The sequence below is a fragment of the Streptomyces sp. CAI-85 genome (genome assembly GCF_013363615.1).
Taxonomy (GTDB): Bacteria; Actinomycetota; Actinomycetes; order Streptomycetales; family Streptomycetaceae; genus Streptomyces; species Streptomyces antibioticus_B.
Genome location: NZ_JAANNX010000095.1, coordinates 1 through 13,248 on the forward strand (window position 1 = coordinate 1; position 13,248 = coordinate 13,248).

The window sequence follows — 13,248 nt, forward strand, 5'->3', positions numbered from 1 at the left end:
AGCGCTTCATCTTCGGGTTCCAGCGACGGGTCTGGTGACCGAAGTGGACGCCGCTCTCCAGCAGCTCCCGCATCGTGACGACGGCCATGGCCGTTCTCCTTGGGTTTCTCGGTTGTGCCGCGGATGCCGGACGGCTTCCGCGCCTGACGCCCGCGGTGCGCCGAGCCACGAAGGACCGAGGGGCGCGGATACCGGAGGACCGGCCGTGGCCGGACCCCGATACCGGGGCGTGCGAAGTCGACCCGGTGACCCGGATCGCCAGAAGAAGTGTACGGGACCGGCGAGGCACCGGGTGACGCCGCTCTCCACAAGCGGGGGGTTGTCCACAGGTCCCGGCCATGATCGACGGTTTCCGACACGGTGAGTCCATGCACGTCAACCGACACGCCTGGTCCCTGTTGCTGCCGCTTCTCCTCCTCCTGTGGCCCACGACGCTGTCGCCACCGGCCCGGGCGGCCCCCGGCCCACCCCCGCCGTCCCCCTCGGTCCCCGCCATCGGCCGGACGTGGCCGGTGGGGACCCGCCCGGCGGTGGTCCGCGCCTGGGAACCCCCGCCGACGGCCTACGCCCGCGGCCACCGGGGCGTGGACCTGGCGGCACCCCCCGGCGCACCGGTGCGCGCGGTGGCGGCCGGCGTGGTGTCGTACGCCGGCCGAGTGGCCGGCCGCGGCGTGATCTCCGTGACCCTGACCGGCACGAACCTGAGAACGACCTACGAGCCAGTACGCCCATCGATCACGAAGGGCACGCAAGTCACCGCCGGCCAGGTCCTGGGCACAGTGGAACCAACGGGCTCCCACTGCACGACCCCATGCCTCCACTGGGGCCTACGCCGGGACAAGACGTACTTGGACCCACTGTCCCTGCTGCCCTCATGGCTCCTACGCCGCGGCCCTTCGAGACTGCTGCCGGTGCTGGGGGTGCCGCTGCCGGGGTGAGGAGGGGTTGCGATCCCCCGGGGCTCCAATGCGAGGCTGCGGACCGCAGGCCGGGGGCAAAAGCCCGCCCCCGCCTGAGCACCGGCTTCTGGGGGCGCGCCCGGTGAGGGGCCGCCCCGGTGCCGGCCTGCGGGCTGGATGCGGACCCGCCGGCTCAGACCGGTTCGGGCGATCGCCGGGATCGCTCGGCTGGGGGTCACGCGCCGCCCGCCGGGGGTGTCGCCCAGGTCCCGACCGCCAAGCCGAGCGTGCAACCACGGGACCGCGCCCTGGTGCCGGCCGCCACCGCCACCCACGGCCGGAAAGTCCGGGTTCGGGGACTGAGCCCCGAGGCTTCGGTGCCGCAGGCGTGGGCCGGGGCTCAGCCCAGGACGCCCCGGAGCACCATCGACACCGTCGCGTCCGTGATCGTGTCCGGTTCCTCCGCCGCTCCGAGTTCGATGCGGCGGACCGCGGCGTCGACCACGCCCTGGACGAGCATCGCGGCCATGCGGGGTTCTGTGTGGCCCAGTTCTGCCAGGGCTTCGACGATCATCGCCACGAGGGCGCCGTGGGCCGCGCGGATCTTTTCGCGGGCGCCCGCGTCCAGTTCGCTCGCGGAGATCGCCACGACGGCGCGGTGCCGCCGGTCGCCGACGAGGGCCAGTTGCCGGCGGACGTACGCCTCGACCTTGGCCTCGGGGCCGTCCGCCGCGGCCATCGCCGACTCGACCTCCGCCGCCCAGACGGGGAAGTCGACCTCGCACAGTTCCTCGACCACGGCCGCCCGCGACCGGAAGTACTCGTACACGGACGAACGCGCGAGCCCCGTCCGTTCGGCGAGCGCGGGGAAGGTCAGCGCCTCCGTCCCGCCCTCGGACAGCAGGGAGCGTGCCGCGTCCAGCAGGGCGGCACGCTGCATCGTCCGGTGCTCGGCCACGGAGGCCGCTCGAATCCTTGGCACGTCGTCCACTGTACGGACGCCGCTTCCTCAGCGGGAGGGACTCACCTCGACGCGCCCCTCGCCGGCCCCCGGTCAGCGCCCGAAAGCGGCGAGTTTCGCCCGCAACTGGAGCACCGACTTGGTGTGGATCTGGCTGACCCGGCTCTCGGTGACACCCAGCACGTTCCCGATCTCGGCGAGCGTGAGGCCCTCGTAGTAGTAGAGCGTGACGACGGTCTTCTCCCGGTCCGGCAGGGTGTTGATCGCCCGCGCCAGGAAGCGCCGCAGCTCGCGGTCCTCGGCCACCTCCACGGGGTTGTCGGCGGCCGTGTCCTCCAGGGTGTCCATCAGGCTCAGCCGGTCGCCGCCCTCACCGCCGACATGCAGCAGCTCCTCCAGGGCCACCACGTTGGCGAGCGACAACTGACTGAAAACGGCGTGCAGTTCCTCGACGGCGATGCCCATCTCGGCGGCCACCTCGCACTCCGACGGCGTCCGCCGCAGCCGCGCCTCCAGCGTGGCGTACGCCCGCTCCACATTGCGCGCCTTCTGCCGCACCGACCTCGGGATCCAGTCCAGCGCGCGCAGTTCGTCGATCATCGCGCCCCGGATCCGGGTGATCGCGTACGTCTCGAACTTGATCTCCCGGTCGATGTCGAACTTCTCGATCGCGTCGATCAGTCCGAAGACCCCGGAGGAGACGAAGTCGGCCTGCTCGACATTGGGCGGCAGCCCGACACTGACGCGCCCCGCCACATACTTCACCAGCGGCGAGTAGTGCAGGATCAACTGCTCCCGCAGCCGTTCGTCCCCCGTCGTCTTGTACGACCGCCACAGCTCGTCGAGCGTCGAGGGCGCGGGCGGCCGCACGCCGCCACCGTCGCGGGCGGCTGGGGGTACCGCCGCCGCCCGGTCGGACCCGGAGGTGTGCTGGGGCATACGTCGCCTTGTGCCGTTCTGCCGTGAAGTACGGGGAGTCGGGGGTGCCTGGGTGCTCTGCTGATCGGAAGTCGCGCTGCTGCCGTTCTGTACCGGAATCCACGTGAGCGTAGCGTGACTGGAGCGTCGCGGTGCGCGAAGGGCGTGGCCCCACCTGTGCGCAGATACGTTCCGCTGGACGCTCCCCCGGGGCACGGCGGTCGCTCACCGTGACCCGCGGACCGCGTCAACTGGGGGAATTGGCAAGGGCTTCGGCGTTCCCCCGGACGGCCGAACACCCTCGGTCAGCGGGGGCTCCGGCCCGCTCGAACGGAGACCATCGCCTGGCGTGTCAACTTCCAGCCGTCGCCAAGTCGTTCGACATAGCCCAGCGCTCTGAGTTCGTACAGTCTCGCGATCGCGTCGTCCGCGGTGGTGCCCGCCTCACGGGCCACCTCCCTGGGCGCCGCGGCCCGGTCGCCGGGCAGCGCGGCCAGCACCCGCCGGGCGCCCGGCTCCAGCAGATCGCGCGGCAGCACCGGCCCACGCCGGTCCGGGGCCAGCTCCCCCATGTCCCCGACGAGTTCGACGACCTCCGCGGCATCCGTGACCAGCATCGCCTCCTCGCCGCGCAGTATTTCGTGCACTCCGGCGGAGAGCGCGCTGGTCGCGGGCCCCGGCACGCCCATGGTGTGCCGGCCCAGCCGCCGGGCCGCCCGCGCGGTGACCAGCGAGCCGCTGCGATAGGCGGCCTCGACGACGACCGTGCCCCGGGTGAGCGCGGCGATCACCCGGTTGCGCAGCACGAATCGGTGCGGCGTCGGATGGTCGCCCGGCGGCAACTCCCCGACCACCAGCCCCTGTTCGGCGATCCTGTTGATCAACTCGGTGTGGCCGCGCGGATACGGCCGGTCGACCCCGCAGGCGAGGACGGCGACCGTGGCACCGCCCGCCCCGAGGGCCCCGCGATGGGCGGCCCCGTCGACCCCGTAGGCACCGCCGGAGACCACCACCCACCCCCGCTCGGCGAGGCCGGCCGCGAGAGTGGCGGCCATATGCGCACCGTAGGCGGTGCAGGCGCGGGCGCCGACCACGGCGACGGAGCGCAGCGCCCACATCCGCAGACTGGGTCGGCCGCGCACCCACAGTCCGAGCGGCCGGGCGTCCCCGAGGTCGTCCAGCGGACCGGGCCACTCGGTGTCCCCCGGGCACACGAACCGCACCCCGGCCCCGGCCGCGACCGCGAGATCCCGCTCGGGGTCGGCCGACGCGGCGCGGGCGGTCAGCCCGCCCCACCGGCGCGGGGACACCCCGGGCAGCATCCCCTCGTCCGAACGCAGCCGCCGGACCACCTCGGCGGCGCCCAGTTCCCGCACCCACCGGCCCCCGACCTCGTCCCCGGGCTCGACGACCCGCGTGAGAAACACCCGCGCGAGCCGATCGCCGCCCGGCGAACCGGCCTGCTCCCCCGCCTCCTCCTCGGCGCCACTCATGCGACGGCCCCACGAGCCCCCTGGGCGCCACGCGCCCCACCGGCCCCCAGTGCCATCGGCACCCCCCGAGGAACCCCCGTCCGCAGTTGCAGCGCAAGGGCCACGTCCCCCGCGTCGGGCCGGTCGTGGCCCACGAGGTCGGCGACGGTCCAGGCGACCCGCAGCACCCGGTCGAGTCCACGTGCCGTCAGCACACCGCGCTCCAGGTTGCGTTCGGCGTCGTCCATCGCGCCCGGCGCCGCGTGGTAGCGGGTGCGCAGTTCCCGTCCCGGTACTTCGCTGTTGGTCCGCCAGGGGGTGCCCGCCAGCCGGACCGCGGCGCGTTCCCGGGCCGCCCGCACCCGGTCGGCGACCGTCGCCGTGGACTCCCCTCCGGGGCCGCGGTGGGCGAGTTCCGTCCGGCTGACGGGATCCACCTCGACCCTCAGGTCGACCCGGTCGAGCAGCGGCCCGGACAGCCGGGCCTGATAGCGGCGGATCGCCGACGGCGGGCATTCGCACAGGCTGTCCCGCAACGAGAAGCGGCCGCACGGGCAGGGATTGGCCGCGAGGACCATCTGGAAGCGCGCCGGGAACCGCACCACGCCCGCACTGCGCGCGATCACCACATGGCCGGCCTCCAGAGGCTGCCGCAGCGCGTCGAGGGTCTGGCCGCTGAACTCGGGAGTCTCGTCCAGGAACAGCACACCCCGGTGGGCCAGCGAGACGGCGCCGGGCCGGGCGATGCCGGGGCCGCCGCCGACCAGGGACTGCATGGTCGCCGAGTGGTGCGGGGCGCAGTAGGGGGCGACGTCGATCAGCGGTTTGCCGGGCGGCAGCAGTCCGGCCACCGAGTGCACCGCCGTGACCTCCAGCGAATCCTGCCTGGTCAGCCGGGGCAGAACGGCCGGGAGCCGCTCCGCGAGCATGGTCTTGCCCGCGCCCGGCGGCCCCTCCAGGAAGAGATGGTGTCCGCCCGCCGCCGCCACCTCCACGGCGGTGCGGGCCGAGCGCTGTCCGACCACGTCGGCGAGGTCGTGCCCCTGGTCGTGCTGGGCGGCGCCGAGGCTGTGCATACCGGTGGCCGCACCCGTGCCGGGCATCCGCAGCCCGGCGAGCAGCGGATCCGGGCGGCCCTGTTCGTCGGGCTCCTCCTCGGGCACGGGCTCGTCCGCGAGGATGGCGATGAGCTGCCGCAGACTGCGCACCCCGAGCACGGAGACACCCGGTACGAGCGACGCCTCGGCGGCCGCGCACTCGGGCACCACCACCTGTTCGTAGCCCGCGTCGGCCGCGGCGAGCACCGCGGGCAGGATGCCCCGCACCGGCCGCACCCGTCCGTCGAGGCCCAGTTCGCCGATCATCACGATGTCGGTGAGCACCCGGGGATCGATCCGCTCCGACGCGCCCAGGACGGCACTCGCCACGGCGAGATCGAATCCGCTGCCGGCTTTCGGCACCGAGGCCGGGCTCAGCCCGACGGTGAGTTTCTTCTGCGGCCACTCGCCGCCGGAGTTCACCACCGCCGCCCGTACCCGGTCCCGGCTCTCGGTGAGGCTCTTGTCCGGCAGCCCCACCAGCGTGAACGCCGCCACTCCGGGTTCGAGGTCCGCCTGCACCTCGACCACGACTCCCTCGACGCCTACCAGCGCCACCGAGCAGGTCCGTGCGAAGCCCATCTCAGACCACCCCCCGCACATGCTCGACGGCGGGTGCGCCGCGCGGGGGCAGGATCACCCCGACCACGTCGATACGGACGCCGCCCGGTGGTGCTCCGCCGTGGGCATGGATCCAGCCCTGGGCGAGGTCCCGCAGCCGCTGGGCCTTCTCGGGTGTGACCGCCGCGAGCGGGTGCTCGAAGGAGTCGCCCCTGCGGGTCTTGACCTCGCAGACGACGAGCACGTCCCCGTCCCGGGCGACGATGTCGATCTCTCCGGTACGGCCGCAGCGCCAGTTGCGCGCCAGGACCGTCATCCCGGCCTCGGCCAGCCGCCGCGCGGCCAGCCCCTCGCCGTACCTGCCGAGCGCGCTACGAGCCCGCTGGGGCCTGCGGGCAGCCCCGCCGACAGTGCTGCCGTTGCCGTGTGCCTGTTGTGCGTTCATGTGGGCACCACCTCCGGGGCCCACATTCACGCCTCAGCCGCACCAAAAAGGATCTTGGTGGACAACCCGGCAGTTGTGGAAAACCCGGTCACCCACCCGAAGGGACCAAAGAGCCCCGAGAAGACGCTCAGCTCCCCGGCAACTCCAGATCACTCTTGTTCAGCTCCTCGATGTTCACGTCCTTGAACGTGAGCACCCGGACCTGCTTCACGAACCGGGCCGGCCGGTACATGTCCCACACCCAGGCGTCCGCCATCGACACCTCGAAGAACACCTCGCCCTGGACCGAGTGCACCTGCATCTCGTAGTCGTTGGTGAGGTAGAAACGCCGCTCGGTCTCGATCACGTATTTGAACAGACCGACGACATCGCGGTACTCCCGGTAGAGCTTCAGCTCCATCTCGGTCTCGTACTTCTCGAGGTCCTCGGCGCTCATGGCATGTTCCCCTTCAGCCGTGCGATCTCCCCATTGTGCGCCAGTCCCGTCGGCCCCTAGACGATTTCCGTGTCAAGGGTGACGGGCCGCGCCGGGGGACCGTCGTCGAGCAGCCTCCGCAGCAGCTCGGCGAGTCTGGTCGGATACACCGTCTCATGCGACCGGGCGAGTTCCCGACACGTCCACCAGCGTGCTCCGGCGACACTGCGCCGCTCCAGCTCGGTGAGGGCGGTGGCCCGCGTAGCCGTCACGCTCGTCCGGGCCAGGTAGTACCACTCGTCCTGGTCCCAGCGGCGTCCGGCGAACGGAAAGGAGCACCGGCGCCGCCACAGCACCGGGCCCAGTTCGACGTCGGTGATGCCGGTCTCCTCGGCGAGTTCCCGCAGCGCCGCCTGTTCCCGGGTCTCGTCGCCCTCGACACCGCCGCCGGGTGTGAACCACCAGTCGTCGGCCCGGTCGTCCGGCTCATGGCCGTGCAGCAGCAGAATGCGGTCCTGCGGATCGAGCAGCACGACCCGTGCGACCCGGCGCAGGCCACCTTCATAGGTGTCGGCCGGGAATCCCCCGGCCGCGTCGGTGAATCCCCCGGCCGCGTCCGTCGCCTCAGCGGGCACCGGCGGGCTCCGGCCGGGTGCGGGTGCGGCGGGCGGCCGCGCGGGAGGCGATCGGGCCGTAGGCGCCGCCGCCGAGCACCAGCACGGCGCCGCCGAGGATCATCCACTGGATCGTGCGCAGCGGTCCCGGCTCGGAGAGCGCGCCGAGTTCCGTGAAGCCGGTGGGGCGGGCGAGCATGCCGTCCCAGGGCCAGACGACGGCGTCCACCCGGGCCTCGACCGCGGTGCGCGCCACCGTGCCGCCGGCCGCGTCCGTGAGGTGGGCGGTGGAGTCCAGCGAGCCCTGCCGCTCGTCGCCGAGCAGGAACAGCCGGCCCTCGGGGACCGTGACGGTCGGGAAGCCCTTGATCTCGGCGAGGCTGCCCTCGGGCAGATACGGCTCGTCGATCTCCTTGCCGTTGACGGTCAGCTTGCCCTCGGTGCAGCAGGCGACCGTGTCGCCGCCGACCGCGACGACCCGCTTGACCACGGCGGAGCCGGTGACCCAGGTCTTGTCCTCGAAGACGACGACGTCACCGCGGCGCACCTCGTCGCCGTCCACCCGCTCGGCCACCACGCGCGCGCCCGCGCCGATCGTGGGCGACATGGAGCTGGTGGGCACGGTGTAGGGCCGGTAGACCAGGGCCGCCCAGACGAATCCGCCCAGGAACAGCACGAGGCCCAGCGCGACGGCCAGTCCGGACAGTCGCTGTCCGGTCCGGCTGCCCACCGGGCCACCGTTGGTGCCACCCCCGCTGTGCGGGGCCGTTCGTGTCGTGCTGTCGCCGCCCATGGGTCCGCACCCTACCCGGCGGTACCGAGCGGGGTCAGCCCTTCCTTCCCGGCCAGGAGCCCAAGCTTGGGAAAGGGTTTACCGACCCGGTACGGCGAGGTCAGCGCTTCCAGGACAGCTCCTGGCGCCGACGGCGCCACAGGACCACCGGCACGACCCCCACCAGGGCGAGCCCCTGCGGGGCGACGGCCAGGGCCGGGCCGGACGACGACTGCGCGTTCAGGCCGGGCTGGTCGAAGGTGTCCGGAACCGGCAGGGTGCCCCAGCGGGTGATCGGCCACGCCTTGACGATGGCACGGCCGACGACCTGGTCGACGGGGACCATGCCGTGGTGCTTGTCCGACTGGTTGTAGCGCGAGTCCCGCGAGTTCTGGCGGTGGTCGCCCATCACCCAGATGTAGCCCTTGGGGACCTTCACGGAGAACTGGCCGCCCTGGTCGTCCTGGCTGCACGGGGTGTTGCCCGGGTACACGTACGGCTCGTTCAGCGCCTTGCCGTTGACGGTCAGCGGGCCGGTGCCCTTGCAGGTGACGGTGTCACCGCCGACCCCGACGACCCGCTTGATCAGGTCCTTCTCCTCGGCGGACGGCATCAGGCCGATCCAGCTCAGGAAGGTCTGGAAGGCGTTGGGATCGGTGGTGGCCTCGCCGGCCAGCCAGTTGTCCGGGTCGTGGAAGACGACGACCTCGCCGCGCTCGGGCTCGGAGCCGAACCACGGCGTCAGCTTGTCGACGAGGACCCGGTCGCCCTCCTTGAGGGTGTTCTCCATGGAGGCGGACGGGATCGAGAACGCCTGCACCAGGAACGTCTTGATCAGCAGCGCCAGCACCAGCGCGATGCCGATGAGGATCGGCAGCTCCTTCCAGAAGGAGCGCGGCCTCCTCGGCGCCGGGGCGGCACCGCCCGCTCCCCCGCCGCCGCCGGGGCGCGGGGGCTCGTCCGCGGGCGGCTCGCCGCCGCCCGCTCCCGGGTCACTCCCGGAGGTCACGGCGCCGTCCGGGGCCGGGCCGGCGGCCACGGGGCGTCCGCGGTGCTCCTCGCCGTCGTGCCCGGACCGTGCGCCAACCGCCACATCCCCCACGCCAACTCCTCACTCTCTGCCGCTGCCTGCCCCATGTACGGCGCAGGCCCACCACTCCCATAACGAGCGGGAGTTCCGCAGGGCTCGGGAGTTCTCGGATCGTTCCGTTCGGATCGTCCGGGGCAACCCTATGCGACGGCTGGGCGGCGGCGGCCGACCCGACGGCCGAGCCGGTCACCGAGGAGAAAGTTTGCGGTTCCTTGAGACGGTTCCAGTGCCCGAGGGGCCAGGCGATCACCATGGCGCGTCCGACGACCTCGTCCTCGGAGACGGTGCCGCCGTAGTCGGTGTCCTGGTGGGCGCGGGAGTCCGCGGAGTTGGCCCGGTGGTCGCCCATCACCCACAGGCGGCCCTGCGGGACGGTGATGTCGAAGGCGCTGTCGGAGGGCGCGTTCCCGGGGTAGAGATAGGTTCCCTCGTCCAGGGGAACGCCGTTGACGGTGACCCGCCCCTGCGCGTCACAGCACTGGACGCGGTCGCCGCCCACTCCGACGACCCGCTTGATCAGGTCCTTCTCGTTGTCGGACGGCAGCAGACCGATGAAGGTGAGCCCTTCCTTGATCTGCTTGACGACGACGGGGTCGTCCTTGCGGGCGGTGGTCTGCTCGTCCGCGAGCCAGCCCCCGGGGTCCTTGAAGACGACGACGTCCCCGCGCTGCGGCTTGGAGCCGAACCAGGGCGTGAACTTGTCGACGAGGACCCGGTCGCCGATCTGGATGGTCTGCTCCATCGAGCCGGACGGGATGACGAACGCCTGCACCAGGAAGGTCTTCAGGACCAGGGCGATCAGCACGGCGACACCGACCAGCAGCGGTATCTCGCGGACCGCGGAGCGCCTGCGCTTGCGCTTGACCTTCTGCTGGAGCCTGCGCCGCTCGGTGCGCGAACGCCCCGCGGACGGGTAGGAGGCGCGCCGGGCGCCGGTGGGCAGAAGCTCGTCGGCGGGTGAGCTGGGGACCCCGCGCGGCTTGCCGCGGTTACCCATGTGCGCCCTCCGCGTCCCCCTGCCCGCCCCGCGCGGCGGGCACGCGCGCGTAGGCGTCCGGGCGGGTCAGCCGGCCGGCGTGCGCGGCGGGCCAGACGATCCAGTCGGCGCGGCCGATGACCCGGTCGACGGGGATCATGCCGCCGCCCGGGGAGCCGAGGTGGTCGCGGGAGTCGCTGGAGGCGCCGCGGTGGTCCCCGAGGACGAACAGGGTGCCCTCGGGCACGACCACGTCGAAGTCCACGGAGGACGGGCTGTCGCCCGGATACAGGAACGCGGACTCGTCGACCGACCGGCCGTTCACGCTGATCCTCCCCTCCTTGTCACAGCAGACCACGTGGTCTCCCCCCGCGCCCACGACGCGTTTGACGTAGTCGGCGTTCCCGAAGTACCCGGTCCCGTCGAAGACGACGACGTCGCCGCGCCGGGGCCCGGCACCGAAACGGTACGCCAACTTATTTACGAGAACGCGGTCGCCGATCCTCAATCCGTTCTCCATGGATCCGCTGGGGATCTGGAAGGGCCGTACGACGAACGCGTTGAGGACCAGCGAAAACAGCAGGCAGACGAGAAGTGTGAGGCTGATCCGGCCGCCCGGGATCCCTCGCGTGATCCGCGCCACCAACGCGAAACGCGACCGTCCCTCCGGCTCCTCCGCGCGCGGGGCCTCGTCCTGGGAGGCCGCCGCGGGGTCGGAAGGGCGGGAGGAGCGGTCGCGCTCCGTCGTCGGCTGAGCTTCGGTGTCCATCGGGGCCAGATGCTATCCGGCCCCGATATGGATCTCCGAGTCCGCTCAGTTGTCGCGCTTCTCCTTGATCTTCGCGGCCTTGCCGCGCAGCTCACGGAGGTAGTACAGCTTGGCGCGGCGCACGTCACCACGGGTGACCAGCTCGATCTTCTCGACGATCGGGGTGTGCACCGGGAAGGTGCGCTCGACGCCGACGGAGAACGAGACCTTGCGGACCGTGAAGGTCTCGCGGACACCGGCGCCCTGGCGGCGGATGACGACGCCCTTGAACTGCTGCACACGGGAGCGGTTGCCCTCGATGACGCGCACGTGGACGTTGACGGTGTCACCCGGGCGGAAGGCCGGGATGTCGCTGCGCAGCGACGCGGAGTCGACGGTGTCGAGCAGGTGGGACATTGCGTCTGCTTTCTTCGCCGATGCCACAGGTCATCAGCGGGATCAAGGTTTCTGGGAGGGTGTCGTCCCCGTCGGAGCGGGCGTCGTGTCCCCCTGTGGCAGGGGCGCACGCCGGACGGCGGACAACAGCGGCCTATTCTTCCATGCCGTTCGTCCTGCGCCAAAATCGGCCGTACGCCGCCCCCTCGGGGTCGGGTTCCCAGCCCAGGACGGAGAGCATCTCGCGGTCCTTCTTGTCGAAGGCGGCGGGCTCGCAGCGTTCGATCAGGTCGGGCCGGCTGACGGTGGTGCGGCGCAGGGCCTCGTCGCGGCGCCAGCGGGCGATCTTGCCGTGGTGGCCGCTGAGCAGCACCTCGGGGATGCCCCGGCCGCGCCAGGCGGGCGGCTTGGTGTAGACGGGCCCCTCCAGGAGGCTCGCCATGGCGCCGGGCGCGAAGGAGTCGTCGCGGTGGGACTCGGCGTTGCCGAGCACGCCGGGCAGCAGCCGTGCCACGGCCTCGGTGACGACGAGGACGGCCGCCTCGCCGCCGGCGAGGACGTAGTCGCCGATGGAGACCTCGTAGACCGGGAGGCGGGCGGCGTACTCGTCGACGACCCGCCGGTCGATGCCCTCGTAGCGGGCCGGGGTGAAGATCAGCCAGGGGCGTTCGGACAGCTCGACGGCGAGGTCCTGGGTGAAGGGGCGGCCGCTGGGCGTCGGGACGATCAGCGCGGGCCGTACGGCGCCGCCCTCGTAGCCGTCGGCGAGGACGGAGTCCAGGGCCTCGCCCCAGGGCTCGGTCTTCATGACCATGCCGGGGCCGCCGCCGTAGGGGGTGTCGTCGACGGTGTTGTGCCGGTCGTAGGTCCATTCCCGCAGGTCGTGGACGTGCACGTCGAGCTGTCCGCGCGAGCGGGCCTTGCCGACGAGGGAGACGTTCAGCGGGTCGAGGTACTCGGGGAAGATCGTGACGACGTCGAGCCGCATCAGGACGCGTCCCCGCTCTCACCCCGGGCGGACTCATCCCGGGAGGACACGATCTCGGCGCGGTCGTCGATCAGTCCCGGCGGCGGGGTGATGACGGCCCGCTGCTCCTCCAGGTCGATCTCGGCGACGATCTCCGAGACGAACGGGATCATCACCTCGCTGCCGTCGGGGCGCTCGACGATGAAGAGGTCCTGGGAGGGCAGGTGCGAGATCTCGGTGATCCGGCCCACCTCGACGCCGTCGGCGGTGACCACGTCCAGGTCCATGAGCTGGTGGTCGTAGTACTCGTCCTCCTCCTCGGGCAGCTCCTCCGGGTCGACCTCGGCGATCAGGAGGGTGTTGCGCAGGGCCTCGGCGGCGGTGCGGTCGGCGACGCCGGCGAAGCGCAGGAGGAGACGGCCGCTGTGGACCCGGCCGGTCTCGATGGTGAGCGGTCCCGCGGCGGCGGGATCGGTGGCGAGCACGGCGCCGGGCGCGAGCCTGAGTTCCGGCTCGTCGGTACGTACCTCCACGGTGACCTCGCCCTTGACGCCGTGGGCGCGGCCGATCCGTGCGACTACGAGCTGCACTGTCCTTGATCTCCTGTCATACGACTGCGGGCCGGGGACGGCCCAGTGGCCCTCCCCGGCCCGAGCCGGTTTGCAACAAGCGTCAGCGGACGTGGTCCACGTCGACGAGGTCGACACGGACGCCCCGGCCGCCGATGGCACCCACGACGGTCCGCAGGGCGCGGGCGGTACGGCCGTTGCGGCCGATCACCTTGCCGAGGTCGTCGGGGTGGACCCGGACCTCCAGCACACGCCCCCGGCGCAGGTTGCGCGAGGCGACCTGCACGTCGTCGGGGTTGTCGACGATGCCCTTCACGAGGTGCTCGAGAGCCTCCTCGAGCATGCTCA

The 13,248-nt window shown here is 72.2% G+C and carries 17 protein-coding genes; 1 reads left to right on the forward strand and 16 read right to left on the reverse strand.

Features of this window, described 5'->3' with window-relative positions; translation table 11 throughout:
• The coding region (locus G6W55_RS35330) for a 30S ribosomal protein S2 (protein WP_175524745.1) at nt 1-88 on the reverse strand (88 nt) is incomplete at its 3' end.
• Between the two features lie 280 nt (nt 89-368).
• Here G6W55_RS35330 and G6W55_RS35335 point away from each other — a divergent pair.
• Nucleotides 369-938 carry a murein hydrolase activator EnvC gene (locus tag G6W55_RS35335; RefSeq protein WP_175524735.1) on the forward strand — a complete coding sequence of 190 codons (570 nt, stop codon included), beginning with the start codon at nt 369-371 and terminating at the stop codon, nt 936-938.
• 361 nt (nt 939-1,299) lie between these two features.
• Here the strand turns inward: G6W55_RS35335 and G6W55_RS35340 are convergent, their stop codons facing one another.
• The 15 genes from G6W55_RS35340 to G6W55_RS35410 form a co-directional block, all read right to left on the reverse strand.
• Nucleotides 1,300-1,857 carry a TetR/AcrR family transcriptional regulator gene (locus tag G6W55_RS35340; protein WP_078634956.1) on the reverse strand — a complete coding sequence of 186 codons (558 nt, stop codon included), beginning with the start codon at nt 1,855-1,857 and terminating at the stop codon, nt 1,300-1,302.
• A gap of 96 nt (nt 1,858-1,953) precedes the next feature.
• The gene (gene whiG, locus G6W55_RS35345; protein WP_030797868.1) at nt 1,954-2,799 is read right to left on the reverse strand and encodes an RNA polymerase sigma factor WhiG; all 846 of its coding nucleotides are present in this window, start codon (nt 2,797-2,799) and stop codon (nt 1,954-1,956) included.
• A gap of 284 nt (nt 2,800-3,083) precedes the next feature.
• The gene (gene dprA, locus G6W55_RS35350) at nt 3,084-4,271 is read right to left on the reverse strand and encodes a DNA-processing protein DprA (protein WP_175524736.1); all 1,188 of its coding nucleotides are present in this window, start codon (nt 4,269-4,271) and stop codon (nt 3,084-3,086) included.
• Nucleotides 4,268-5,929, reverse strand: coding sequence for a YifB family Mg chelatase-like AAA ATPase (locus G6W55_RS35355; protein WP_175524737.1), 1,662 nt, complete (start codon nt 5,927-5,929; stop codon nt 4,268-4,270). Before G6W55_RS35355 ends, dprA begins: the two co-directional genes overlap by 4 nt.
• Nucleotide 5,930: 1 nt before the next feature.
• Entirely contained in the window at nt 5,931-6,383 is a 453-nt protein-coding gene (locus G6W55_RS35360; RefSeq protein ID WP_375372502.1) for a YraN family protein, read from the reverse strand.
• 97 nt (nt 6,384-6,480) lie between these two features.
• Nucleotides 6,481-6,789 carry a DUF2469 domain-containing protein gene (locus tag G6W55_RS35365; RefSeq protein WP_005311352.1) on the reverse strand — a complete coding sequence of 103 codons (309 nt, stop codon included), beginning with the start codon at nt 6,787-6,789 and terminating at the stop codon, nt 6,481-6,483.
• 56 nt (nt 6,790-6,845) lie between these two features.
• On the reverse strand, nt 6,846-7,403 hold the full coding sequence (locus tag G6W55_RS35370; RefSeq protein ID WP_375372503.1) for an NUDIX hydrolase: 558 nt from the start codon (nt 7,401-7,403) through the stop codon (nt 6,846-6,848).
• Nucleotides 7,393-8,175: a signal peptidase I gene (lepB, locus tag G6W55_RS35375; protein ID WP_175524739.1), complete on the reverse strand. Its 783-nt coding sequence runs from the start codon at nt 8,173-8,175 to the stop codon at nt 7,393-7,395. The genes G6W55_RS35370 and lepB (G6W55_RS35375) overlap by 11 nt, the downstream gene beginning before the upstream one ends.
• Before the next feature lie 100 nt (nt 8,176-8,275).
• Entirely contained in the window at nt 8,276-9,256 is a 981-nt protein-coding gene (gene lepB / locus G6W55_RS35380; RefSeq protein ID WP_175524740.1) for a signal peptidase I, read from the reverse strand.
• On the reverse strand, nt 9,147-10,241 hold the full coding sequence (gene lepB / locus G6W55_RS35385) for a signal peptidase I (RefSeq protein WP_175524741.1): 1,095 nt from the start codon (nt 10,239-10,241) through the stop codon (nt 9,147-9,149). The genes lepB (G6W55_RS35380) and lepB (G6W55_RS35385) overlap by 110 nt, the downstream gene beginning before the upstream one ends.
• On the reverse strand, nt 10,234-10,989 hold the full coding sequence (gene lepB, locus G6W55_RS35390; RefSeq protein WP_175524742.1) for a signal peptidase I: 756 nt from the start codon (nt 10,987-10,989) through the stop codon (nt 10,234-10,236). The genes lepB (G6W55_RS35385) and lepB (G6W55_RS35390) overlap by 8 nt, the downstream gene beginning before the upstream one ends.
• 45 nt (nt 10,990-11,034) lie before the next feature.
• Nucleotides 11,035-11,385: a 50S ribosomal protein L19 gene (gene rplS, locus G6W55_RS35395; protein WP_030797849.1), complete on the reverse strand. Its 351-nt coding sequence runs from the start codon at nt 11,383-11,385 to the stop codon at nt 11,035-11,037.
• A gap of 133 nt (nt 11,386-11,518) precedes the next feature.
• Nucleotides 11,519-12,352 (reverse strand): tRNA (guanosine(37)-N1)-methyltransferase TrmD, encoded by an 834-nt coding sequence (gene trmD, locus G6W55_RS35400; protein WP_175524743.1) that lies wholly within the window; start codon nt 12,350-12,352, stop codon nt 11,519-11,521.
• Nucleotides 12,352-12,921, reverse strand: coding sequence for a ribosome maturation factor RimM (gene rimM / locus G6W55_RS35405; protein WP_175524744.1), 570 nt, complete (start codon nt 12,919-12,921; stop codon nt 12,352-12,354). Before rimM ends, trmD begins: the two co-directional genes overlap by 1 nt.
• An 82-nt stretch (nt 12,922-13,003) precedes the next feature.
• A complete protein-coding gene (locus tag G6W55_RS35410; protein ID WP_003973401.1) occupies nt 13,004-13,243 on the reverse strand; it encodes an RNA-binding protein in 240 nt (79 codons plus the stop codon).
• Nucleotides 13,244-13,248 lie beyond the last annotated feature (5 nt).

What these genes read in the sequence shown, in the direction of transcription:
- lepB (WP_175524742.1), bottom strand. Translation starts at nt 10,989, where the DNA reads ATGGACACCGAAGCTCAGCCGACGACGGAGCGCGACCGCTCCTCCCGC.
- lepB (WP_175524739.1), bottom strand. Translation starts at nt 8,175, where the DNA reads ATGGGCGGCGACAGCACGACACGAACGGCCCCGCACAGCGGGGGTGGC.
- rplS (WP_030797849.1), bottom strand. Translation starts at nt 11,385, where the DNA reads ATGTCCCACCTGCTCGACACCGTCGACTCCGCGTCGCTGCGCAGCGAC.
- trmD (WP_175524743.1), bottom strand. Translation starts at nt 12,352, where the DNA reads ATGCGGCTCGACGTCGTCACGATCTTCCCCGAGTACCTCGACCCGCTG.
- G6W55_RS35335 (WP_175524735.1), top strand. Translation starts at nt 369, where the DNA reads ATGCACGTCAACCGACACGCCTGGTCCCTGTTGCTGCCGCTTCTCCTC.
- G6W55_RS35365 (WP_005311352.1), bottom strand. Translation starts at nt 6,789, where the DNA reads ATGAGCGCCGAGGACCTCGAGAAGTACGAGACCGAGATGGAGCTGAAG.
- lepB (WP_175524741.1), bottom strand. Translation starts at nt 10,241, where the DNA reads ATGGGTAACCGCGGCAAGCCGCGCGGGGTCCCCAGCTCACCCGCCGAC.
- dprA (WP_175524736.1), bottom strand. Translation starts at nt 4,271, where the DNA reads ATGAGTGGCGCCGAGGAGGAGGCGGGGGAGCAGGCCGGTTCGCCGGGC.
- G6W55_RS35355 (WP_175524737.1), bottom strand. Translation starts at nt 5,929, where the DNA reads ATGGGCTTCGCACGGACCTGCTCGGTGGCGCTGGTAGGCGTCGAGGGA.
- whiG (WP_030797868.1), bottom strand. Translation starts at nt 2,799, where the DNA reads ATGCCCCAGCACACCTCCGGGTCCGACCGGGCGGCGGCGGTACCCCCA.
- G6W55_RS35410 (WP_003973401.1), bottom strand. Translation starts at nt 13,243, where the DNA reads ATGCTCGAGGAGGCTCTCGAGCACCTCGTGAAGGGCATCGTCGACAAC.